Raw genomic sequence first — 21249 nt, 5'->3', positions numbered from 1 at the left:
GGACGGCGTTCGAAGGGGAAAAGTTCGGCGGCCCGGTACCGCTCCGGCCTAGCCTGGCCGGGTGACTTCGATGGTGGACTACGGCCTTGACCTGTCCGGGGTTCCGCGGGACCTGGTGTTGTCCGGTCTGGTGGCGGAGGGGGACGAGCTGGACGCGGTGGTGTCGGCGGAACCCGACTGGTCCAAACCGACGCCCGCGGTGGGGTGGACGATCGCCCACCAGATCGCGCACCTGGCCGCGGCCGATGCGAACGTCCTCATCGCGATCCGGACGCCGGAGGCGTTCGGCGCGGTGCTGGAGGAGGTGGAAGCCGGGGGCAGCGGGCACGCGGACCGGGAGGCCGCCGCGGGTGCGGCGCAGCCGCGGTCGGAGCTGCTGGAACGGTGGCGCGCCGGCCGGACCGAGGTGGCGGCGGCGCTGCGTGACGTTCCGCTGGAGCACACGTTTCCGTGGTTCGGCTCCCAGCTGACCGCGGCGCTCATGGTCCCGCTCCGGCTGATGGAGACTTGGGCGCACGGGCAGGACGTCCTCGACACGGTGGGGGTTCGGCGCCGCCCGACCGATCGGCTGCGGCACATAGCCACGTTGGGGTTCGTGGGGCGCGGACTTTCGTTCCACGTCGCCGGATTGCCGCTCCCGGCGGAGCCGTTCCGGGTGGAGCTGGCGGGTCCCGGTGGGGAGGTCTGGACCTGGGGCCCGGAAGACGCCCGGCAGCGGGTCCGGGGCAGTGCTCTCGACTTCTGCCTGCGGGTGACCCAACGCAGACCCCGAGCCGAGACCGACCTCACCGCCACCGGCGAAGACGCCCAGAAGTGGCTGGACATCGCAAGGATCTTTCTTTGAGCGATCGCATGGCGGCTGGGGTGTGAGCCCGGCCCCAGTCGTGGGCCCCGCTTGCTACCAGACGAGGATCTTGATCCGGCCGAAGCAGGCCCTGCCTCCCGATCCGGCCTTTGTGGCCAGGGGACTTCCTGCCGCTCTCCGCCACCCGGTGTTCGCCGTCGTCGGTCCGGGGCGAGGCAAGCTCCCTCCCGCCGAACCCGCCTTCGCGGCTTCCCGCCGCTCCTCGCCGCTGCCCCGGGCCCGTTTCGCGTCCGCGGGCCGAGGCAAGCCCCGCTTCCCGAATCCGCCTTCGCGGCTTCCCGCCGCTCCTCGCCGCTGCCCCAGCCGCCGCCCCCGGCGCCCTGGCCCGTTTCGCCGTCCTCGGGCCGAGGCACGCCCCACCTCTCGAACCCGCCTTCGCGGCTTCCTACCGCTCCCCGCCGCCGCCCCGGGCCCGTTTCGCGTCCGCGGGCCGAGGCAAGCCCCGCTTCCCGAATCCGCCTTCGCGGCTTCCTACCGCTCCCAGTCGCTGCCCCGGGGACCCGGGGCCGTTTCGCCGTCCCCGGACCGAGGCAAGCCCGCCGTCCGAACCCACCCCGGTCACCGACCCACCCCCGCCTCCTGCGGAGCCAAACTCACCGCGCGGAGCAAGACCGGCCTTCCAGCTACTCCCCGTTGACGCTCCGCAGCGTGCGCATCGCCTCGGCGAGGGCCTTTGAGGCGTCCGGGCCCAGCGGCTCCAGAACCCTCCGCCGGAGGATGGACGCGCAGAACTCGCGCGCCTGTTCGGCCACCCGCTTCCCGTACTCCGTCAGGCACGCGTAGGTCACCCGCCGGTCGTTCGGGCTCGGGCGGCGGACGATCAGGTTCGCCGCCACCAGGCGGTCCGCGACCTTCGTGAACCCCCCGCTGGACAGCGCCGCCTCGGTGGCCAGCCGCGTCATCGGCATCTGGTACCCGGGCGTGCGGACGAGCCGGATCAGGATGTCGAACTGCGCGGGCGAGAGTCCGAACCGCTCACCGATCTCACCCATCAACTTGTCCTGCGTCGCGACGTAGCCTTCGATCACCAGGCCCCACCACGTCACGATCTCGTCATCCTCTGCCACGCGAACAGTATACGCGGAGGTATCTTGCGGGAATATATCTTGCGAGCGAGAGGTTTCCGAGATAGCTTCTTCCCATCCCCTCGAAGGAGGACCGGATGTCCATCAAGACCAGCGGCCTGCACCACGTGACCGCGATCGGCGGCGACCCGCAGCGCAACGCCGACTTCTACCTGCGCACGCTCGGGCTGCGGCTGGTGAAGACCACCGTGAACTTCGACGACCCGGGCACCTACCACCTGTACTACGGCGACGAGTCCGGCAAGCCCGGCTCGCTCATGACGTTCTTCCCCTGGCGCGACGCCCCGAGCGGCACGCGCGGCACCGGCCAGGCCACCACCACCTCGTTCTCCGTGCCGCCGAACTCGATCGGCTGGTGGAAGGACCACCTCGCGGAGGCCGGGATCACCACCGGCCGCATCGCCAACCGGGATGGCGAGGACGTGCTGACCTTCGACGACCCGGACGGGCTGCGGCTCGCTCTCGTCGCGCACCCGCAGGGCGACCCGCGCGACCCGTGGGACAACGGGCACGTGCCCGCCGAGCACGCCATCCGCGGCCTGCACTCGGTCACGCTGTCGGTCGCCGAGGAGGAGGCGACCGCGGAGATGTTCCGCGAGCTGGGCCTGACGTTCACCGGTCAGGACTCGAACCGCCTGCGGTTCAGCGCCGGCGAGGGCGGTCCCGGCACGATCGTCGACGTGCTCGTCACCCCGGACGCACCGCGCGGCCTCGTCGCGGCGGGCACCGTCCACCACGTCGCGTGGCGGGCGCCCGACGAGCAGACCCAGGCTTCCTGGCGCGAGGAGCTGGTGGACCGCGGCGTGAACGTCACGTCCATCCTCGACCGCCAGTACTTCCGGTCGATCTACTTCCGCGAACCGGGCGGCACCCTGCTCGAAGTGGCCACCGACGCCCCGGGCTTCGCGATCGACGAGCCGCTGCTGGAGCTGGGCCGCGCGCTCAAGCTGCCGCCGTGGCTGGAGCCCGACCGCGAGCAGATCGAGCACACGCTGCCCAAGCTGAACCTGCCCAGCGAGAACAACCCCGAGCGGGCGTGACCACGCTGGAGTACGAGTTGATCGAGGGCGGAGATGGCGGAACCGTTCCGGAGAGCGGACCGGACCAGTGAGGGAGCCCGGCGGGCACCAGATCCCCCTCGACGCCGGGGCGGAGGCGAAGCGCTGGTTATCGTCGGCGGCATGAGCGCCGTCGAGCGGTGGGCCACGCGCCTCGCCGAATGGGCCATCCCGCCGGAAATCCTGACGCGGGCGCCCGAATCGCCCTGGGAGCCGACCCGCGAAGTGTTCGTCCGCCGGGTGGACCGCCAGCTGGGTGAGCCCGCGACTCCCACGCACCGGGCCGTCAGCGGGGCAGTGCTCGACGTCGGCGCCGGAGCGGGCGCGGCGAGCCTGCCCTGCGCCGCCAAGCTCACTCGCATCACCGCCGTCGACACCGACTCCGCCCTGCTCGCCTCGTTCGCCGAGCGCGCGAAAGCGCTTTCCCTGCCGTACGAAGCCGTCGAGGGCCGCTGGCCCGACGTGCACGAGCAGGTGGGCGAGTTCGACGTCGCCGTGTGCGCGAACGTCCTCTACAACGTGCCGGACCTGCCGCCCTTCCTCACAGCACTCGCGCGGCACGCCCGGCGGGTCGTCGTCGAGCTGACCGAACGGCACCCGATGGCGCGGATGAACCCCCTGTGGCGGCACTTCCACGGCATCGAGCGCCCCGACGGGCCGACCGCCGCCGACGCCGTCGAAGCCGTCCGCGAGCTGGGGTTCGAGCCCGAGGTCGTGTGCTGGGAGAAGGACGCCGCCCCGATGCCGTTCGACGAACTGGTCGCCGTCACGCGCCGCCGCCTGTGCCTCGGCGTCGAGCGGACCGCCGAAGTGGCGGCCGTGCTCGAACGCGAGCCGCTGGAAAAACGCCGCCTCCGGACGCTGGTCTGGTCACCCGATCGGACGGTGTGAACCAGCGAGACTCCGCCGTCCGGCCGATAATTCGGACATGACTTCCGCGCAGGACCCCGAGTCCACCACCGCGGCACGACCCGAACCAGCGTCTCCCGCGGGACAGCCAACCCCGGACGCCCCGGTGGAGCCCACCGCCCCGCCGCGTCCGGCGCCGATCAAACGGACCCGCGTCAGCGGCACGTGGGTGGCGGTGATCGTCGCGCTGATCGTCCTGGTCTTCCTGCTGATCTTCATCCTGCAGAACCTGGCGTCGGCGACCGTCAACTTCCTCGGCATGAGCGCCGGCCTGCCGCTCGGCGTCGCGTTGCTGCTCGCCGCGATCGGCGGCGCGGTGCTCGTCGCGCTCATCGGCGCGGCCCGGATCATGCAGCTGCGGCGGGCGACCAAACGGGCGAGCCGAGCGGTCCGCTGACCGGCGGCACGCTGCCGCTAGCATTTGCGGCGTGACCAGCGAGGGCCTGTCCGCCGTGAACGCCGCGCAAGACGACGACGGCCTGCTGCGCCGCGTCGGCAGGCTCGCCGGTCTCGCCGCGCGCACGGGCGCGTCGCTGGCAGGCAGGCTGCCCGGGCTGGAGAACGCGGGCGAGGGCCTGCGCCAGGTCGAACGCCAGGTCCTCAGCGGCCTGCGCCGTCGCCTCGACGAGTTCGACGACCCGTACGTCGTGGCGCTCAGCGCCGCGGGGACGCGCGAACCGTCCGGTGAGGTCGTGCCGGCGCCCGAGCCCCTGCGCGCCGCGATGAAGGAGCTGCTGGACCGGTCGGTCACCTTCGACCGGGACCGCGCCCGCGAGTACCTGTACGCCACGGTCCTGCGGCAGCTCACCCCGGACGAGGCCCGCATCCTGGTCGTGCTGTCGGACGGCGAGCCGTATCCCGTGCTCGACGTCGTCGCCCGCGGCGAGAAGATCCTGCTGCGCAACGCCTCGACCGTGGGCAAAGCCGCCGGCGTGACCCTGCCCGACGAGGTCCCGAGCTACGTGACCCGGCTCGCCGGGCTCGGTCTCGTCGACGTCACCGCCGAGGACCCGGCGCTCGGTTCGCAGTACGAGGTGCTGGCGACCGACGAGCTGGTGCGGACAGCGGCCGCCGGGGCGCGCCGGGTCAAGCTGGTCCGTCACACCCTGCGACTGTCGCGGTTCGGGTCCCGCTTCTGGGCGTCCTGCGATCCGACGGCGGCCGATTCGCGTGACGTGACCCGGACCACTACCGTGTAACGAAACCGGCAGCCGCAGCGCTTCTCCGGTGGCGATCCGGGAAACCGGCCACCGCGGCGGGTCCGTGCTGGGCGTATAGCACATCCAGCCGCGAAAAGGTACATTTTTGTTGTTATTGTCACATGTGTTTCGTCGTCGTTGCAGGTAGTCAACGTGCGCGCTTCGTCTTGCGCTGAACGGGCTAAGAACCTCTGTTAGCTTGTTTTGACATGTCCGGAAAGCACTTGATCGACTTCCCGACCAAGGCCGACGGCGCTGCGCTGTGGCGAATCGCACGGGATTCGCAGAAGCTGGATCTCAACACGCCATATGCGTATTTGTTGTGGTGCCGGGATTTCGCTGACACCTCCGTCGTGGCCAAAGTGGACGGTCAGGCGGTCGGTTTCGTGATCGGGTACCGCAGGCCTTCGGCGCCCGACACCGCGCTGGTGTGGCAGGTGGCCGTCGACGCGTCACAGCGCGGACGTGGCCTGGCCGGGGCATTGCTGGACGAGTTGTTCACGCGTCTGGTGGGCCGGGGCGTCCGCTACCTGGAGACGACCGTGACCCCGGACAACGAAGCATCGATAAGGACGTTCGCGTCGTTCGCGAAACGCTGGAACGCGCCGATGGAGCACACGGAACTGTTCGCCCGCTCGGACTTTCCGGCGGACAGCGGGCCGCACGAGCAAGAGGATCTGTACCGAATAGGCCCGCTTTCCGCGCAATAACGTGGAATTCGGCGATCCGCAAGCCAGCAGTCGGGAGTGGAATAGCCAGTGAGCATCTTCGAAAAACTCGAGTCCGAGGTGCGCAGCTACAGCCGTGGCTGGCCGGTCGTCTTCGACCGGGCCGTGGGCAGCCGCCTCTACGCCGAGGACGGCACCCCGTACCTCGACTTCTTCGCGGGGGCGGGGGCGCTCAACTACGGGCACAACAACCCGGTCCTCAAGCAGGCGCTGCTCGACTACATCGCCCGCGACGGCGTGACCCACGCGCTCGACATGTTCACCGTCGCCAAGCGTGACCTGCTCGAGACGCTGGAGGACAAGATCCTCAAGCCGCGCGAGCTGGACTACAAGGTCATCTTCCCCGGTCCCGGCGGCGCCAACGCGGTCGAGGCCGCGCTGAAGCTGGCCCGCAAGGTGACCGGGCGCGAGTCCGTCATCAACTTCACCAACGCCTTCCACGGCATGACGCTGGGCGCGCTGTCGGTCACCGGCAACTCGATGAAGCGCAGCGGCGCCGGTGTCCCGCTGGTGCACGCCACGCCGATGCCCTACGACCAGTACTTCGACGGCGCCTACCCGGACTTCCTGTACTTCGAGCGGCTGCTCGACGACTCCGGCAGCGGGCTGAACGAGCCGGCCGCGGTGATCGTGGAGACCGTGCAGGGCGAGGGTGGCATCAACGCGGCGAGCCTGGAGTGGCTGCGTGGCCTGTCCGACCTGTGCGAGCGGCACAACATCCTGCTCATCGTCGACGACGTGCAGATGGGCTGCGGCCGCACCGGTCCCTTCTTCAGCTTCGAGGACGCCGGCATCAAGCCGGACATGGTGTGCCTGTCGAAGTCGATCGGCGGCTACGGGCTGCCGATGGCGCTGACGCTGATCAAGCCCGAGCTGGACGTGTGGGAGCCCGGCGAGCACAACGGCACCTTCCGCGGCATCAACCCCGCGTTCGTCACCGCCGCCGAGGCGCTGCGGACCTACTGGAGCGACGACGAGCTGGAGAAGTCCACGCGCGCCAAGGGCGAGCGGATCGGCGCGGCGCTGCAGGGCATCGTCGAGGCCTACCCCGAGGCGAACCTGACCGCGAAGGGGCGTGGCCTCGCGCGTGGCCTCGAGTTCGAAAGCGGCGAGATCGCCGGGAAGGTGTGCGCCGCGGCGTTCGAGCGGGGCCTGCTGATGGAGACCTCCGGCCCGGACAGCGAGGTGGCCAAGATGCTGCCGCCGTTGACGCTGACCGACGCCGAAGTGGGCGAGGGGCTCGAGATCATCGACGCCTCCGTCAAGGCAGTACTGGGCAAGTAGAACGGGAGAGAAGCTTTGATCGTCCGTACCCTCGACGAGATCACCGACACCGAGGCCGACATCAAGGAGCCGAACTGGCGGAGCAAGCGCATCCTGCTCGCCAAGGACGGCGTCGGCTTTTCGGTGCACGAGACCACGCTGTACGCGGGCACCGTCAACGACTTCTGGTACGCCAACCACATCGAAGCGGTGTTCGTCTACGAGGGTGAAGGCGAGGTCACCAACAAGGCGACCGGCGAGACCCACCAGCTCCGGCCCGGCTCGATCTACGTGCTCAACGACCACGACAAGCACCAGGTCCGCCCGAAGACCGACATGAAGACCATCTGCGTGTTCAACCCGCCCGTCACCGGCCGCGAGGTGCACGACGAGAACGGCGTGTACCCCCTGATCACCGAAGAGGACTGACGCACCACCCCCGCCACGCACGAAGAAAGGGAAGCCGAGGAGGCGAACCGTTTTGACCACCATGGACACCGGGATCGAGGACCTCTACCCGACGCGGGTCACCGGCACCGCGGAACCGATCGACCGGACCGACCCGACGGTCTGGGGCACGGAGGCCGACGGCCCGGACGACGCGGCGACGCTCGCGTCCCACGACGCGAAGGGCTACCACGTCGTCGAGGGGCTGCTGTCCCCCGCCGAGGTGCAGACCTACTGGCAGGAACTGGTCCGGTTGTCCGGCGACGAGGAGCTGAAGGCCGACGAGCGGGTCATCACCGAGAAGGCGAGCGGCGAGGTCCGGTCGATCTTCGAGGTGCACAAGATCAGCGAGCTGATCAGCGAGCTCATCCGTGATCCGCGGATCCTGGACCGGGCGCGGCAGATCCTCGGCTCCGAGGTGTACATCCACCAGAGCCGGGTGAACTACATGCCCGGGTTCAAGGGCACCGGGTTCTACTGGCACTCGGACTTCGAGACGTGGCACGCCGAGGACGGGATGCCGCGGCCGCGGGCGGTGAGCTGCTCGATCGCGCTGACCGACAACTACCCGTTCAACGGCGGGCTGATGGTCATGCCGGGTTCGCAGCGCACGTTCGTGCCGTGCGTCGGCGAGACCCCGGAGGACTACTACAAGTCCTCGCTGAAGGAGCAGGAGATCGGCGTGCCGAGCCAGGCGGACATCACCAAGCTCGCCGCCGAGTACGGCATCGAGCAGTTCACCGGCCCGGCGGGCTCGGCGCTGTGGTTCGACTCGAACATCATGCACGGCTCCGGGAACAACATCACGCCGTTCCCGCGGTCGAACATCTTCCTGGTGTTCAACAGTGTCGAGAACGCGCTCGTGGAGCCGTTCGCGGCGAGCAAGCCCCGGCCCACGTTCATCGGCAGCAGGGAGTTCACGCCCATCACGCGGTGAGCGGGAAATCACACCGGCGAACCGTGGGTCGGTTGTAGCCGCTCCAGCGCAGGCTGTTACGGTGAGCGCCACCGCAACGGCGGAGTCCGGAGCGGCCCCAGGTTGTCGTCGGTGGTGTGGGTTCTCCTTGCTCGGGTGAGTCCTGTACGACCGCTGACAATGAGATCGGCGGGGGCGTTTTCCGCCCCGTCGCATGTTTCACCGGGACGGCCTCGTGCCACCAGATCGGGACTGGTGGCACGAGGCCGTTTCGTTGTCCGTTTTCGCTGCCCGGCGGTGGATATGGAACCCGGCGGCGCGACCCGGTGGCCCACCGCCCACACCCCACCCTCGTTCCCGATCCCCAGCTTCCCCAGCGGCCGGCGCGGTGGGTCCAGGGTGGCGAAGCCATCGCGAAGCGACGCCGGAGGCGCCCTTGACGCACCGTGACGGCCGTTGAACGATGCGAGATCGGGGGCGGGGGTGGGCCCCTGTCACTGGTCGAAGAGGTTGACCTCGGGCGTGATCTCCAGCAGTTCGTGCACCGGGCGGCCGCGGCGGCCGTCGATCGTCGTCGTGCGGACCACCCGCAGCCGGGCGGTCACGGGCCGGTCGAGGTTCTCCTTGATCTGGCCCAGCAGGTCCGGCGCGACGGCGCCCTGGATGGTCCCGCCCGACTCGCGCTCCAGGTAGAAGATCCGCCGCCGCGTGCGGACGCCGTCGAGGCGGCCGGAGACCGTCTCGTACCCGACCGCCTCGCGGGACTCGCGCAGGCTGCCGTGCAGCACCTTCGCCTGGTCCAGGGTCATGCTGCGGGCCACGTCGTCACCCGAGGTGGGGGTCAGCTGGATGCCGATGCCGACGTTCTTGACCACCGCGTTGACGATGTCGCTGACCGCGTTGCGCACGGTGTCGCGCTGCAGCAGGACGGCGTCGAGCGCGCCGTCGTCGGAGCCGTTGGCGGGCAGGAAGTCGCACAGCTCCTTCACCGCGCGCTCGGACAGGCTCTCGATGCCGTCGTGGATCAGCGCGTCGTCGAGCGCGGGCTCGGGGAAGCCGAAGAAGATCGTGTTGCCCGCCTGACCGCGCTGGATGAGCGGCGCCTTGTCCCGGTCCGTCGGCTGGACGTAGGTGACCTCGGCCTGCGGGTTGCGGATGATGTGCCCGATCTTGGCCGTGGCGTCCTGCAGCGCGCGGCTGATGTCGGAGAACGTGTACGCGTCGAGGTTCGTCGAGCCCAGCATCGACACCCGCAACAGCGGGGAGCGCGACGTGCGCTCGAACTTCGCGTGCGCCGCCATCGCCGACGCGCGCGCCAGGTCGTCGAGCCAGGTGCCGCCGGGGATGTCGTCGGCGATCCTGCGGAACTCCGTCACCAGATCACCTCGGGGAAGCCGCGCGTGCCGGACATCGACCAGGTCTGCGCCCAGATGTCCTCGTCACCGGGGAAGCACAGGAAGCCGTCGAGCAGGCCGCCCACCGGTTGCACCTGGTCCAGGTACATCGCGGGCTGGCCGATGATCACCCCGCGCAGCGTGAGCAGGCCGTAGAGCGCGTCGCGGACCGGGCCGGTCATGCGCTTGAGGCTGCCCCAGTCGTCCGGCATGAGGACCACGTCCAGCCCGCTGGGCACGTGCTCGGTGCGGGCGATGAACGCGCCGCCGATCCAGGCCCGTCCGCTGGGGATGACGCGGGCGACCGCGCCGAGGTAGCTGTTGAGCGCGCTGAACAGGATTTCCCGCTCGTTCTGGTGCGGCGCGTCGAAGACGAGCCGCTCGTAGATGTCGGCGAGATCGGCTGGCAGCCGCCCTGGCGGGAGTACGCCCTCCATGGTCCAGTGCGGGAGCGGCATGCCTGAGAACTTAGCAGCGGCGCGGAGCGCCTCCGTTGAGGGTGGTGGTGGGGAAGTGGCTGGCCTTAGCAGTGGCGCGGAGCGTCTCTGTTGAGGGTGGTGGTGGGGAAGTGGCTGGCCTTAGCAGTGGCGCGGAGCGTCTCTGTTGAGGGTGGTGGTGGGGAAGTGGCTGGCCCTATCAGTGGTACCTACGGCACTGGCCAGGGTGGTGGGCGGCACCATCGGCGCCACCCACCACCCTGCTTCAGCGGGTGTGCGCGTGCTCGTCCGAGGACGACAGCGACGGCAGCACGAACGGCGTGAGCTGCGGGCGCTTCGGGGACAGGCCGTCACCCATCGACTCGCCACGCAGCTGACGGCGGATCCACGGCAGCAGGTGCGTCTTGCCCCAGGCCAGGTCCGCCCGGCGCAGCGCCACCCAGTTGCGCGGGAGGTCGAGCGCGGGCCACGGCTCGCGCCAGTCCTCCGTCACCGGGACGCCCAGCATCTCCGCCGCGCGCAAGGCGATCCGGCGGTGGCCCTCGGCGGTGAAGTGCAGCCGGTCGTCGCTCCACGCGCGGGGGTCCCGCAGCACGTCCATGGTCCACAGGTCAACCACCTGCGCGCCGTGCCGGGCCGCGATCGCCCACAGGTTCGTGTTGTAGATGCCGATCTTGCCGCGCAGCACGCTCATCACCGACAGCGTCTTCGTGTCGGGACCGTTGAACAGCAGCACCTCGATGCCGGCGCCCCGCAGCGCGGCGACCACCGAGTCGATCTGCGCGGAGATCTCGTCCACGTCGGTGCCGGGGACGATGACATCGTTGCCACCACCGCAGAACGTCACCAGATCGGGTTTGAGTTCGAGCGCCACGGGTACCTGTTCGTCGACGATCTCGGCGAGCATCTTGCCGCGCAGCGCAAGGTTGGCGTACTGGAAACCGGGTGTGTCCCCCGCGAGGATCCCGGCGAGCCGGTCGGCCCAGCCGCGAAAGGTGCCGTCGGGGAGTTCGTCGTTGAGGCCCTCGGTGAAGCTGTCACCCAGGGCGACATAGCTGTCGTAGCCGTACACGCTGCGATCCCCTCTCTCCAGCACCGATATTCAGTTCCCCCCAGGAGCCAACACCGCGAGGATGCACTCCTGTTCCCGACCTGCGCCACCGTCGGTTTCCCGTGAGGTCACAGTCTCTTACGTTGTCGGTCACCCGCGCCTCCGTATTACCGCCGTGCGCGGCGCCCTGTGGGCAAGATCTCCCCGGACGTTCCCGGAACGGGATTCTTCGGGCAGCATGTAAGGGTGACCTCACAAGGGACGCGGGAGCGGGAGTCGCTGGCCACGGTGCTCGGTGGCCGCAAGGGTGCGGTGGACGCGAGCCTGCCGCCGCTGGCCTTCGTGCTCGGCTGGCTGATCGCGGGGAACTCGATCGCGTGGGGCTCGGCGGCCGCCATCGCGACGGCCGTCGTCGTGGGCGTGTTCCGGCTGGTGCGGGGGGACAAGGCGCGGGCGGTCGTGGTGAGCCTCGCCGCCGTGATCGTCGCCGCGCTGATCGCCCTGCACACCGGGCGCGCGCAGGACTTCTTCCTGATCCAGCTGCTGTCGAACATCGCGAGCGCCCTGCTGTGGGCGGCGAGCGTGGTGGTGCGGTGGCCGTTGCTGGGGGTCGTCGTCGGGTTGCTGCTGGGGCAGAAGACGCGCTGGCGCCGTGACCCGGACCTGCTGCGCGCGTACTCACGGGCGAGCCTGACGTGGTCGTGCCAGTACCTGCTGCGGGTGGCGGTCTACCTGCCGCTGTGGTGGACGGGCCAGCTGGTCGCGCTCGGCATCGCGCGCACGGTGCTGACGTGGCCGCTGCAGGCGCTGACGATCGCGGTGAGCGGCTGGGTGCTCTACCGGACCCTGCCCGACGACCATCCGGGCCTGCGGCTCAAGGAGCCGGAGCAGGAGGAGCAGGCCTGACGGCGCCCTCGCCGTAGGCCTCGACCGCGGCGAGCCACGCCGCGCCCAGCACGCCATCGGTGCTGGTCAGGACGTCGAGCCCGGCCAGTTTCGCGCGCACGCGCTCGCCGACGGGGCCCGCCAGCACGCTCCCCACGAGCACCACCGGCGTGTCCTCGCCCGGCTCCCGGGCCTCGCGGGCGAGGCCGGCCAGCAGGTCCGCGGCCCGGTCGAGGATCGGACCCGCGTCGGCCGCCGTGCTGACCAGCGGGGCGAACCGGGCGAGGCGGATCGGCGCCTCCGCGTTGGCCACCGTGATCAGCTGTTGCCACGCCAGGAGCGGATCATCCGTCTCCACCTCCGCCTCCGCGAGCACGGACCGCGCCAGCTCGCCGAGTTCGCGCCGGGCGGCGAGCGCGTCCAGCGTCGCGCGGACGGCCTCGCGGCCGAGCCAGAACGCCGAACCCTCGTCGCCCAGCAACCAGCCGTAACCGCCGGCCGTGGCGACCAGACGCCGCTTGCGGATGCGGCCCGCGATCGACCCCGTGCCCGCGACGAGCACCGTGCCGTCCGGGGCGGAGGTCGCCGACGCGAACGCCACCTCGGGATCCGTCCGCACCTGGACCTCGCCGAGGCCGAGCCGCTGCCAGGTGGCGTCGAACAGCTCCGCCACCGCGGGGTCGGTGAGCTTGCTGCTGCCGGCCATGCCGACGACGCAAGCGTTTGCCTCCTGCACGTTCAGCCCCGACAGGCAGCCCTCGATCGCTTCCGCGAGGTGGGCGACCGCGATCGACGGCGAGTGCGAGTTGGGGTTCGCGCCACCGGAGCGGCCGGTGCCGAGCACCGTGCCCGCCGCGTCCACGGCGATGGCGCGGGTGGACGTGCCGCCCGCGTCCACCCCGATGACGAAGCTCATCGCGTCCTGGTCACCTTCAGCAGGCCGCGCGGGCTGTCCGGGTCGCCACCGCGCGCGACCGACAGGCCCAGCGCGAGCTGCTGCACCGGCAGCACCTCCAGCACCGGCGCCAGCTCCTCGGCCACCGCCGGGACGGGGATCCGCAGCGCCGCGGGCACGTCGTCGGCCGCGGAACCGAGCGCCAGCACGTCCGCGCCCCGCTCGGCAACCGCTTTCAGCACGTCCTGCATCGCCGCACCGCCGCGCCCGGTGCCGGTCACGGCGAGCACCGCGGTGTCCTCGTCGATCGCCGCGACGGGACCGTGCAACAGGTCAGCACCGCTGTACGCGCGGGCGGCGAGGTAGCTGGTCTCGGCGAGTTTCAGCGCCGACTCCAGCGCCGTGGCGTACGAGTAGCCGCGGCCGGTGGTGATGATGCGGTTGACGAAGCGGTACCGGTCCACCGCGCGCTGCACGGGCGCCTGCAGCGCCTGCTCGGCGAGCGGGCCCAGCTCGGCGGCCGCGGAGCCGTCGCCCCCGCGCACGGCGTCGATCAGCAGGTACAGCGCCAGCAGTGTGGCGGAGTACGTCTTGGTGGCGGCGACGGCACGCTCCGTGCCCGCGCCGATGTTCACGCCCAGTTCGGCCGCGCGGTGCAGCGGGCTGTCCGGCGTGTTGGTGACCGCGACGGTCAGCGCCCCCTGCTTGCGCGCGGTCTCGGTGAATTCCAGCAGGTCAGGGGAGCCGCCGCTCTGGCTGACGGACACGAGCAGGACGTCGCGCAGGTCGGGGCGCGCACCGTAGAGTGTGACGGTCGACGGGGACACGAGCCCCGCCGGCAGCCCGAGCATTACCTCGATCAGGTACTTCGCGTACAACGCCGCGTGATCGCTCGACCCGCGCGCGGCCAGCAGCGCGAACCGCGGCGGACGGTGGGCGATGACCTGCGCCACCTCGGCGATCTCCGCGCGCCGGGCCACGAGGCCGGCCAGCACCTCAGGTTGCTCGGCGATCTCCGCTGCCATGTGCTGTCCGGGGCGGGTCATAGTTCTCCCTTTCGTGCTCCTGCGATTGTGCGCGTGGTCGGCACCGTGCCGCCAGGGCGAACCGAGGCCGGAATCCGGTAGGTTTTCCCGCATCTTCGCAGCATTACCCCTTTAAGGTCTAGACCAATACTAAACCCGGGCGGGAAGACGGGGCGAAAGGGTAGTTTCTTCTCGCGCCGGGAGGCGTGTCGAAAGAGGGAGTCGGTCATGTTGGAGTCACCCACGCGCGGGCAGCGCGAACCGAAGTACTGGGCGTTGAAGCAGCACCTCCTCGACCTCCTGGAGAGCCTGCCCCCCGGTTCGCCCATCCCCACCGAGCGTGCGCTCGCCACCGACTTCGGGGTCTCCCGCACGACCGTCCGCCAGGCGCTCGCCGACCTGACCGCCGAAGGGCGCCTGCACCGCGTGCAGGGCAAGGGCACCTTCGCCGCGGAACCCAAGCTCGCCCAGCGCCTCCAGCTGTCGTCGTACACCGAGGACATGCGGGCGCAGGGCCGCGAGCCGTCGTCGAAGCTGCTGGAGATCGAGGAGCTGCCGTCCGAACCGGAGATGTCGAAGCTGCTCGGCATCCGCAGCGGCGCCAAGATCCTGCGCATGCGCCGGCTGCGCCTCGCTGACGGCGAGCCGATGGCGCTGGAGACCACGCACCTGCCGCTGTCCCGGTTCCGGGGGCTGCGCAAGCACATCTCGGGCGGCGGCTCGTTGTACGCGGTTCTGCGCGAGCAGTTCGGTGTCCAGATGGAACGCGCCGAGGAGACGATCGAGACCTCGCTCGCCGGCCCCGTCGAGGCGGAGCTGCTCGGCGCCGACGTCGGGATGCCGGTGCTGCTGCTGTCCCGGCACTCGTTCGGTTCGGACGGCAAGCCCGTGGAGTTCGTCCGTTCCATCTACCGCGGTGACCGGTACAAGTTCGTCACCACCCTGACCACCCCGTGACCGTGCGCTGGGGCACCGCGCGGGCGCGCGGTGTCCTCGCCACCACCATCCTCGGGTCCGGGATGGCGATGCTCGACGGTTCGATCGTCAACGTCGCGCTGCCCAGGATCGGGGCGGAGTTCGACGCCTCGGTGGCGGGTCTGCAGTGGATCCTCGACGGCTACCTGCTCGCGCTGGCGGCGTTGATCCTGATCGCGGGTTCGCTGGGCGACCGCTTCGGCAGGCGGCGCGTGTTCCTCGTCGGGGTCGTCTGGTTCGGCGCGGCTTCGCTGCTGTGCGGGCTCGCCGTGTCCACGCCGATGCTCGTCGTGACGCGCGTGCTGCAGGGTGTCGGCGGCGCGTTGCTGACACCGGGTTCGCTGGCGATCCTCCAGTCGTCGTTCGCGCAGGAGGACCGGCCGAGGGCGATCGGCGCGTGGTCGGGGCTCGGCGGGCTCGCGGCGGCGGCCGGGCCGCTGGTCGGCGGGTTGCTGGTGCAGGCGTGGTCGTGGCGGCTGGGTTTCCTGATCAACCTGCCGGTGGCGGTCGCGTGCGTCTGGCTCGCCCGCCGCTACGTGCCCGAGTCGCGCGACGAGACCGCGGAAGGGCGGCTGGACGTGACCGGGTCGGTGCTGGGCGCGGCCGGGCTCGCCGGGGTCACGGCGGCGCTCGTCGAGGCGCCGGCCCGGGGTGTGGCGGACCCGCTGGTGCTGGTCGCGGGCGCGGTGGGGCTCGTCGCCCTGGCCGCGTTCGTGGTGCGGCAGCGGCGGTCGGCGGACCCGCTCGTGCCGCCGCGGATGTTCGCCGACCGCACGTTCACGGCGTCCAACGCGCTGACGTTCGTCGTGTACGCGGCGCTCGGCGGCGTGATGACCCTGCTGGTGCTGCAGTTGCAGGTGTCGCTGCGGTACTCGCCGACGGCCGCGGGCCTGGCCGGGCTGCCCATCACGGTCGTCATGCTCGTGCTGTCGGGCCGGTCCGGCGCGCTCGCGCAGCGGATCGGCCCCCGCCTCCAGCTCGTCGCGGGGCCGTTCGTGCTGGCCGCGGGCATGCTGCTGCTGACGCGCGTCGGACCGGGCTCGTCGTACCTGGGGACCGTGCTGCCCGCGGTCCTCGTGTTCGGGCTCGGGTTGGCGGCGGTGGTCGCACCGGTGACGGCGACGGTGCTCGCCGCGGCACCCGCCGAGCACGCCGGGGTCGCCTCGGGGGTCAACAACGCGATCGCGCGGGCGGGCACGTTGCTGGCGATCGCCGTGTTGCCCGCGGTCGCCGGGCTGTCCGGGGAGTCCTACGCCGATCCCGTGGCGCTCACCGCCGGCTGGCGGGTTTCGCTGGTCGTCTGCGCCGGTCTCGCGGCGCTCGGCGGCCTGCTCGCGCTCGGCGTCAGCAACTCCGTGTTGAAGCCGGAACACGTTGGGCCACAAGGGAAAGACCATGGGCAGCACTGCCTGCACTGCGCGGTCGACGGGCCGCCGACGCAGCTGGGCCGGTGAAGTACCCGTGAGTATTCGAGTCCACTGTGGACAGACGCCGTGGTGCGGCTCACGAAACTGCTAACACCGGGAGCATTTCGATCGACTAACACGTTGAACACCGTGGTATCACGGCGTGGCAACCTGCGAGCAGATCGGAATCATGGCCGAGGAAGAAAAAGAGAAGTCCGGCCTCAAGCCGGCACAGGTGGTGGCGTCGGCGCTGGCCGCGATCACGGCCGCGTTCCTGGGCTCGACGCTGGGGGTGGGCGGCACGGTCGCCGGTGCGGGGATCGCCAGCATCATCACGACGATCGGCAGTGAGCTGTACCTGCGTTCGCTGAAACGCACGAAGGAAGCGGCGCGCAGGACGGCGGAGATGCTGGCGCTCAACGACACGCGACTGCGCCAGGAGACGCGGTTCGTCGAACCGCCCGCGACGTCGGTGAACCCGTTGGTGCAGCCGACGCGGCAGGTACCCGGGGGCGGCGCCGCACAGCCGACGCAGCACATCCCGATGGCGGGCGCCGGGCAGTCCGCCGCCGGTCAGCGCACGGTCTACATCCCGAAGCCGGGGGCGACGGGCATGACGGGGATGCGGACGACGGTGCTGGCGGCGCCGGAGAAGCCGGCCAAGAAGCCCTGGTGGAAGAACCGGTGGACGCTCATCGTGGGCACGAGCGTGGCGGCGTTCGTCATCGGCATGCTCGCGCTGACCGGGTTCGAGTCCGTGACCGGGCACGCGGTCTCCGGCGGCAAGGGCACGACGTTCAGCCAGGTCGTCGGCGGCGGTGGCAAGTCCGGCGGGTCGGAGCCGACCACGGACACGACCAGGACGGTCACGGAGACCCCGTCGTCGCGCTCGCGCTCGTCGGCGCCTTCGTCGACCACGCGGACGTCGACGTCGGAGTCGGCGACGCCCACCCAGGAGGAGACGCAGTCGCAGACCAGCGCCACTCCCACCCAGTCGGCGACGCCGACCCAGAGCGCGGCCCCGACCAGCGGCTGAGCCGTCAGCGCAGCCGCTCGGCCAGCCGCCGGGCGGCTTCACGCGGGTCGTCGGCCTCGGTGATGGCCCGCACCACCACCACTCGCGAAGCGCCTGCCTCGAGCACCTCGGGCAGGCGCTTTTCGTCGATCCCGCCGATGGCGAACCACGGGCGGCGTGCCCCGGCCGTCGCCCGCACCAGGTCGAGCCCCGGCGCGGGACGGCCCGGCTTCGTCGGCGTCGGCCAGCACGGGCCGGTGCAGAAGTAGTCCACGCCCGGCTCCGCCTCCGCCGCGCGCGCCTGGTCCACGGAGTGCGTCGAGCGGCCGATCACCGGTCCGTCGCCGAGGATGCGCCGCGCGACCGGCACCGGCAGGTCGTCCTGGCCCAGGTGCAGCACGTCGGCGTCCACGGCGAGCGCCACGTCCGCGCGGTCGTTCACGGCGAGCAACGCGCCGTGGCGGGCACACGCCTCGGCGAGCACCTCCAGCGCCGCCAGCTCCTGCTTCGCCTCCAGCGGCGCGCCACCCGTCTTGTCGCGGAGCTGGATGATGTCGACCCCGCCGGCCAACGCCGCGTCGGCGAACTCCGCGAGGTCGCCGCGGTCCCGCCGCGCGTCGGTGCACAGGTAGAGCCGTGCCTCGTCGAGCCGCTTCCTGATCTGGTCCCCGCTGAGCCCTGGCATGGTCGTCACGGTAGCCGACGGGTTATGGTGGAGGGGTCCGCACGGGAGCCCGAGGCACGGGCTGAGAGGGAGCCGCGACCGCTCCGACCGTGGAACCTGATCCGGATAATGCCGGCGCAGGGAGCGTGATTTCTGTGGTCGAACGAGTAGCCGTGATCGGCGGCGGGGTCATCGGTCTGTCGGTGGCATGGCGCGCCGCGCTCGCGGGGCACGACGTCACGGTGGTCGATCCTTCGCCCGGTCGCGGGGCTTCGTGGGTCGCGGGCGGGATGCTCGCGCCGGTCACCGAGGCGTGGCCCGGCGAGGAGGCCGCGCTGCACCTCGGCGAGGAGTCGCTCCGGCGGTGGCCGGCGTTCGCGGCCGAGCTGACCCGCGACGGGGGTGATCCCGGGTTGTCGACCGCGGGCACAGTCGTGGTCGCGCTCGACCGGGGTGACGCGGGGCAGCTGGAAGTGCTCGCCGGATACCTCGCCTCACTGGGGCGCGAGGTCGAGTCCGTCACCGGCCGTCAGTTGCGGGCGCTGGAGCCCGGCGTCAACGGGATTCGCGCGCTGCTGGTGCCCGGTGATCTTGCGGTGGACAACCGGCGGCTGCTGCGGTCGTTGCAGGCCGCGGCCGTCCGGCGGGGCGTGAAGTTCGCCGACGACGAGGTGACGGGTCTCGAACCCGGCCGGGTCCGGACGCTCGCCGGTGAGGTGCGGTGCGACGTCGCCGTCATCGCCGCCGGGGCGCGGAGCGGCCGGCTGCACCCGGCGCTCGCGGTCCGGCCGCTGAAGGGCGAGATCCTGCGGTTGCGGGCGCGGCGCACCAGCCTGCCACCGCCGGCGCGCACCGTGCGGGGCGTCGTCGAGGGGCGCCCGATCTACCTCGTGCCGCGTGAGCACGGGGAACTCGTGCTGGGGGCGACGCAGTACGAGGCCGGGTTCGACGAGACAGTGAGCGCGCGGGGCGTGCGTGAGCTGCTGGAAGGCGCCGAACGGATCTTCCCGAGCATTGACGAGTACGAGCTCGTGGAATGCGCGTCGGGGCTGCGCGCGGCGAGCGTCGACACCATCCCGTTCATCGGCGAACTGGGCCCCGGCGTGCTGGCGGCGACCGGTCACCACCGCAACGGGCTGCTGCTGGCACCGGTCACGGCGGACGCGGTCGTCGCCCTACTCGACGGCGCCCCGCCGCCTCCGCACGTGGCGGCGGCCGATCCACACCGGCTGGGAGAGAAGTAGATGGAAGTACAGGTCAACGGCGAGTGGCGGGCCTTCCCCGACGGCACCACGGTCGCCGGGCTGGTCGAGGCGCTCGGCACGGCGCCGCGTGGCATCGCCGTGGCGCTGGACGGCGAAGTCGTCCGGCGGGGCGACTGGGACGACGTGGTCGTGCCGGCGGGCGCGCGGCTGGAGATCCTGACGGCGGTGCAAGGTGGGTGAGACGGTGGACGGGGACCAGCTGGTCATCGGCGAGCACAAACTCGGCTCGCGGCTGATCATCGGCACGGGCGGCGCGGCGAACCTCGCGGTGCTGGAACGCGCGTTGGTCGCGTCCGGCACCGAGCTGACGACCGTGGCGATGCGCCGTGCGGACGCCGAGGGCGGTTCCGGGGTGCTGGAACTGGTGCGGCGGCTGGGTATCGGGCTGTTGCCGAACACGGCGGGCTGCCGGAGCGCGGCGGAGGCGGTGCTGACGGCGCAACTGGCGCGTGAGGCGCTGGAGACGGACCTGATCAAGCTGGAGGTCCACGCCGACGACCGGACGCTGCTGCCGGACCCGATCGAGACCCTCGACGCGGCGGAACGTCTGGTGGCCGACGGGTTCACCGTGCTGGCGTACACGAACGACGACCCGGTGCTGGCGTTGCGGCTGGAGGAGGCGGGCTGTGCGGCCGTGATGCCGCTCGGCGCGCCCATCGGGACGGGCCTGGGGATCCGGAACCCGCACAACATCGAGCTGATCGTGTCCAGGGCGAGCGTGCCGATCGTGCTCGACGCGGGCATCGGCACGGCTTCGGACGCGGCGCTCGCGATGGAGCTGGGCTGCGACGCGGTGCTGCTGTCCACGGCCGTGACGCGCGCGCAGGACCCGGAACGGATGGCGCAGGCGATGCGCTCGGCGGTCGTCGCGGGACGGCTGGCGCGGGGCGCGGGCCGCATTCCACAACGGTTCTGGGCGCAGGCTTCTTCTCCCGCCCGTTGACCCTGGGTTGCCGAGAACGTCCGGATTACGGTGTTCACCGTACCCAGACGTGGGGTGCACGTATCGTGGTCCGAACTCTTGGCAACGGGGGACGGCGAGCAGAAGGAGCTCGAGGTGAACACGTCGACGACCGAGGACGTCGCCGGGCGGTTGTTCCTGGCGGTGGGCAGGCTGTCACGATCTTTGCGGCAGGCGGGCAGTCCCGGTCCGGGGCACGGTTCGATCTCCGCGCTGGCCACGCTGGTCGCCTCGGGCCCCATGCGGCTGGGCGACCTGGCGGTGAAGGAGGGCGTGGCGGCGGCGACGATGTCCCGCATCGTGGCGTCACTCGTGGAGTCCGGCTACGCCCGCAGAGAACCCGACCCCATCGACAGGCGAGCCTGGCTGGCGACGGCCACGGAGGACGGCGAGCGGATGCTGTCGGGCGTGCGTTCCACGAGGGTGCACGAGCTGAACAAGCGCATCGACCGCCTACCGGAGGAACTGCAGCGGGATCTCGCGGCGGGTTTGGTGGCGCTGGAAGCGCTGCTGGTGGATGAGGATTAGGGGGGCCGTTAGGCCCGCAGTACACCCGAGAGTTGGGTGATCATCCCGTCGCCTGATACCGGTGGATCACTTTGAGCCAGGGCCGCAACATGCGCCGGAACGCGCAGCCGAAAGACCAAAGCTTGCGGCCCTGGGGCAAAGTGATATGCACAAACCGCAGGCGACGGGATGATCACTCAACTCGACCACCTCGCGAAGGTGAGGTCCCGTTGGGGTCCATCATCCTGGAGCCTGCCCGCCGGCCAATACCGCTAAGTTAGGCGGTTTGGGTGAGGAGT

At 71.0% G+C, this 21249-nt stretch carries 24 protein-coding genes and 1 riboswitch; of the genes, 17 read left to right on the top strand and 7 right to left on the bottom strand.

From position 1 onward, the window contains the following. Positions 1-70 precede the first annotated feature (70 nt). Positions 71-844 (top strand): TIGR03084 family metal-binding protein, encoded by a 774-nt coding sequence (locus tag ABFX51_RS26050; protein WP_346055222.1) that lies wholly within the window; start codon positions 71-73, stop codon positions 842-844. A gap of 644 nt (positions 845-1488) precedes the next feature. Here the strand turns inward: ABFX51_RS26050 and ABFX51_RS26045 are convergent. Continuing rightward, positions 1489-1932, bottom strand: coding sequence for a MarR family winged helix-turn-helix transcriptional regulator (locus ABFX51_RS26045; protein WP_091514393.1), 444 nt, complete (start codon positions 1930-1932; stop codon positions 1489-1491). 95 nt (positions 1933-2027) lie between these two features. Here ABFX51_RS26045 and ABFX51_RS26040 point away from each other — a divergent pair, with 95 nt between their 5' ends. The 8 genes from ABFX51_RS26040 to thpD all read left to right on the top strand — a co-directional run bounded on the left by ABFX51_RS26040 (position 2028) and on the right by thpD (position 8491). After that, positions 2028-2990, top strand: coding sequence for a ring-cleaving dioxygenase (locus ABFX51_RS26040; RefSeq protein ID WP_091514392.1), 963 nt, complete (start codon positions 2028-2030; stop codon positions 2988-2990). Positions 2991-3131: 141 nt separating this feature from the next. Further along, complete coding sequence (locus ABFX51_RS26035) at positions 3132-3899, top strand: class I SAM-dependent methyltransferase (RefSeq protein ID WP_091514389.1); 768 nt, start codon at positions 3132-3134, stop codon at positions 3897-3899. Between the two features lie 37 nt (positions 3900-3936). Further along, on the top strand, positions 3937-4314 hold the full coding sequence (locus tag ABFX51_RS26030) for a LapA family protein (RefSeq protein ID WP_091514387.1): 378 nt from the start codon (positions 3937-3939) through the stop codon (positions 4312-4314). Between the two features lie 31 nt (positions 4315-4345). Continuing rightward, positions 4346-5116, top strand: coding sequence for an Abi-alpha family protein (locus tag ABFX51_RS26025; RefSeq protein WP_218153575.1), 771 nt, complete (start codon positions 4346-4348; stop codon positions 5114-5116). A gap of 209 nt (positions 5117-5325) precedes the next feature. Then, complete coding sequence (gene ectA / locus ABFX51_RS26020) at positions 5326-5826, top strand: diaminobutyrate acetyltransferase (RefSeq protein WP_091514385.1); 501 nt, start codon at positions 5326-5328, stop codon at positions 5824-5826. Between the two features lie 48 nt (positions 5827-5874). Further along, positions 5875-7128 carry a diaminobutyrate--2-oxoglutarate transaminase gene (ectB, locus tag ABFX51_RS26015; RefSeq protein WP_091514382.1) on the top strand — a complete coding sequence of 418 codons (1254 nt, stop codon included), beginning with the start codon at positions 5875-5877 and terminating at the stop codon, positions 7126-7128. Positions 7129-7143: 15 nt separating this feature from the next. After that, entirely contained in the window at positions 7144-7536 is a 393-nt protein-coding gene (locus tag ABFX51_RS26010; protein ID WP_346055195.1) for an ectoine synthase, read from the top strand. Positions 7537-7597: 61 nt separating this feature from the next. After that, positions 7598-8491, top strand: coding sequence for an ectoine hydroxylase (thpD, locus tag ABFX51_RS26005; RefSeq protein ID WP_091514378.1), 894 nt, complete (start codon positions 7598-7600; stop codon positions 8489-8491). Positions 8492-8964: 473 nt separating this feature from the next. Here the strand turns inward: thpD and ABFX51_RS26000 are convergent, their stop codons facing one another. From ABFX51_RS26000 to ABFX51_RS25990, 3 genes are all read right to left on the bottom strand, one after another. Next, positions 8965-9849, bottom strand: a complete 885-nt coding sequence (locus ABFX51_RS26000; protein WP_091514375.1) for a hypothetical protein — start codon at positions 9847-9849, stop codon at positions 8965-8967. Beyond that, the gene (locus ABFX51_RS25995; protein ID WP_091514373.1) at positions 9843-10322 is read right to left on the bottom strand and encodes a DUF6932 family protein; all 480 of its coding nucleotides are present in this window, start codon (positions 10320-10322) and stop codon (positions 9843-9845) included. Before ABFX51_RS25995 ends, ABFX51_RS26000 begins: the two co-directional genes overlap by 7 nt. A 244-nt stretch (positions 10323-10566) precedes the next feature. Next, a complete protein-coding gene (locus ABFX51_RS25990) occupies positions 10567-11373 on the bottom strand; it encodes an SGNH/GDSL hydrolase family protein (RefSeq protein ID WP_177228928.1) in 807 nt (268 codons plus the stop codon). A 225-nt stretch (positions 11374-11598) separates the two neighbouring features. Between ABFX51_RS25990 and ABFX51_RS25985 the strand changes: the two genes are divergently transcribed. Continuing rightward, a complete protein-coding gene (locus ABFX51_RS25985) occupies positions 11599-12258 on the top strand; it encodes a DUF3159 domain-containing protein (protein WP_091514368.1) in 660 nt (219 codons plus the stop codon). Here ABFX51_RS25985 and ABFX51_RS25980 read toward each other — a convergent pair. Both ABFX51_RS25980 and ABFX51_RS25975 read right to left on the bottom strand, forming a co-directional pair. Next, entirely contained in the window at positions 12227-13153 is a 927-nt protein-coding gene (locus ABFX51_RS25980) for an N-acetylglucosamine kinase (protein ID WP_091514366.1), read from the bottom strand. The genes ABFX51_RS25985 and ABFX51_RS25980 overlap by 32 nt on opposite strands. Then, positions 13150-14157 carry an SIS domain-containing protein gene (locus tag ABFX51_RS25975; protein WP_091514364.1) on the bottom strand — a complete coding sequence of 336 codons (1008 nt, stop codon included), beginning with the start codon at positions 14155-14157 and terminating at the stop codon, positions 13150-13152. The genes ABFX51_RS25980 and ABFX51_RS25975 overlap by 4 nt, the downstream gene beginning before the upstream one ends. Before the next feature lie 228 nt (positions 14158-14385). Here ABFX51_RS25975 and ABFX51_RS25970 point away from each other — a divergent pair, with 228 nt between their 5' ends. The 3 genes from ABFX51_RS25970 (at position 14386) to ABFX51_RS25960 (ending at position 17574) form a co-directional block, all read left to right on the top strand. Next, a complete protein-coding gene (locus tag ABFX51_RS25970) occupies positions 14386-15114 on the top strand; it encodes a GntR family transcriptional regulator (RefSeq protein WP_091514362.1) in 729 nt (242 codons plus the stop codon). 62 nt (positions 15115-15176) lie between these two features. Next, entirely contained in the window at positions 15177-16586 is a 1410-nt protein-coding gene (locus ABFX51_RS25965) for an MFS transporter (protein WP_346055221.1), read from the top strand. 142 nt (positions 16587-16728) lie between these two features. After that, entirely contained in the window at positions 16729-17574 is an 846-nt protein-coding gene (locus ABFX51_RS25960) for a hypothetical protein (protein WP_091514359.1), read from the top strand. Positions 17575-17578: 4 nt separating this feature from the next. On the opposite strand, the gene thiE is transcribed toward ABFX51_RS25960, so the two are convergent. Then, on the bottom strand, positions 17579-18238 hold the full coding sequence (gene thiE, locus ABFX51_RS25955; protein ID WP_346055194.1) for a thiamine phosphate synthase: 660 nt from the start codon (positions 18236-18238) through the stop codon (positions 17579-17581). Positions 18239-18269: 31 nt separating this feature from the next. After that, a riboswitch (TPP riboswitch) is annotated at positions 18270-18378 on the top strand. Here thiE and thiO point away from each other — a divergent pair. The 4 genes from thiO to ABFX51_RS25935 all read left to right on the top strand — a co-directional run bounded on the left by thiO (position 18373) and on the right by ABFX51_RS25935 (position 20971). Continuing rightward, the gene (thiO, locus tag ABFX51_RS25950; protein ID WP_346055193.1) at positions 18373-19461 is read left to right on the top strand and encodes a glycine oxidase ThiO; all 1089 of its coding nucleotides are present in this window, start codon (positions 18373-18375) and stop codon (positions 19459-19461) included. Its footprint overlaps the riboswitch before it by 6 nt. Continuing rightward, positions 19462-19662: a sulfur carrier protein ThiS gene (thiS, locus tag ABFX51_RS25945; protein WP_091514351.1), complete on the top strand. Its 201-nt coding sequence runs from the start codon at positions 19462-19464 to the stop codon at positions 19660-19662. Beyond that, positions 19655-20425: a thiazole synthase gene (gene thiG / locus ABFX51_RS25940; RefSeq protein ID WP_346055192.1), complete on the top strand. Its 771-nt coding sequence runs from the start codon at positions 19655-19657 to the stop codon at positions 20423-20425. The genes thiS and thiG overlap by 8 nt, the downstream gene beginning before the upstream one ends. 114 nt (positions 20426-20539) lie before the next feature. Further along, positions 20540-20971, top strand: a complete 432-nt coding sequence (locus tag ABFX51_RS25935) for a MarR family winged helix-turn-helix transcriptional regulator (protein ID WP_091514526.1) — start codon at positions 20540-20542, stop codon at positions 20969-20971. Positions 20972-21249: the final 278 nt, after the last annotated feature.

The organism is Amycolatopsis dongchuanensis, assembly GCF_039542405.1.
Taxonomy (GTDB): Bacteria; Actinomycetota; Actinomycetes; order Mycobacteriales; family Pseudonocardiaceae; genus Amycolatopsis_E; species Amycolatopsis_E sacchari.
The sequence above is the reverse complement of the archived record's forward strand: the minus strand, read 5'-3'. Positions and strand labels throughout refer to the sequence as shown.

Excerpts from the sequence above, each read along its gene's own strand:
- ABFX51_RS26050 (WP_346055222.1), top strand. The coding sequence starts at position 71 with ATGGTGGACTACGGCCTTGACCTGTCCGGGGTTCCGCGGGACCTGGTG.
- ABFX51_RS26040 (WP_091514392.1), top strand. The coding sequence starts at position 2,028 with ATGTCCATCAAGACCAGCGGCCTGCACCACGTGACCGCGATCGGCGGC.
- ABFX51_RS26035 (WP_091514389.1), top strand. The coding sequence starts at position 3,132 with ATGAGCGCCGTCGAGCGGTGGGCCACGCGCCTCGCCGAATGGGCCATC.
- ABFX51_RS26030 (WP_091514387.1), top strand. The coding sequence starts at position 3,937 with ATGACTTCCGCGCAGGACCCCGAGTCCACCACCGCGGCACGACCCGAA.
- ectA (WP_091514385.1), top strand. The coding sequence starts at position 5,326 with ATGTCCGGAAAGCACTTGATCGACTTCCCGACCAAGGCCGACGGCGCT.
- thpD (WP_091514378.1), top strand. The coding sequence starts at position 7,598 with ATGGACACCGGGATCGAGGACCTCTACCCGACGCGGGTCACCGGCACC.
- ABFX51_RS25995 (WP_091514373.1), bottom strand. The coding sequence starts at position 10,322 with ATGCCGCTCCCGCACTGGACCATGGAGGGCGTACTCCCGCCAGGGCGG.
- ABFX51_RS25980 (WP_091514366.1), bottom strand. The coding sequence starts at position 13,153 with ATGAGCTTCGTCATCGGGGTGGACGCGGGCGGCACGTCCACCCGCGCC.
- ABFX51_RS25975 (WP_091514364.1), bottom strand. The coding sequence starts at position 14,157 with ATGGCAGCGGAGATCGCCGAGCAACCTGAGGTGCTGGCCGGCCTCGTG.
- ABFX51_RS25970 (WP_091514362.1), top strand. The coding sequence starts at position 14,386 with ATGTTGGAGTCACCCACGCGCGGGCAGCGCGAACCGAAGTACTGGGCG.
- ABFX51_RS25965 (WP_346055221.1), top strand. The coding sequence starts at position 15,177 with ATGGCGATGCTCGACGGTTCGATCGTCAACGTCGCGCTGCCCAGGATC.
- ABFX51_RS25960 (WP_091514359.1), top strand. The coding sequence starts at position 16,729 with ATGGCCGAGGAAGAAAAAGAGAAGTCCGGCCTCAAGCCGGCACAGGTG.
- thiE (WP_346055194.1), bottom strand. The coding sequence starts at position 18,238 with ATGCCAGGGCTCAGCGGGGACCAGATCAGGAAGCGGCTCGACGAGGCA.
- thiS (WP_091514351.1), top strand. The coding sequence starts at position 19,462 with ATGGAAGTACAGGTCAACGGCGAGTGGCGGGCCTTCCCCGACGGCACC.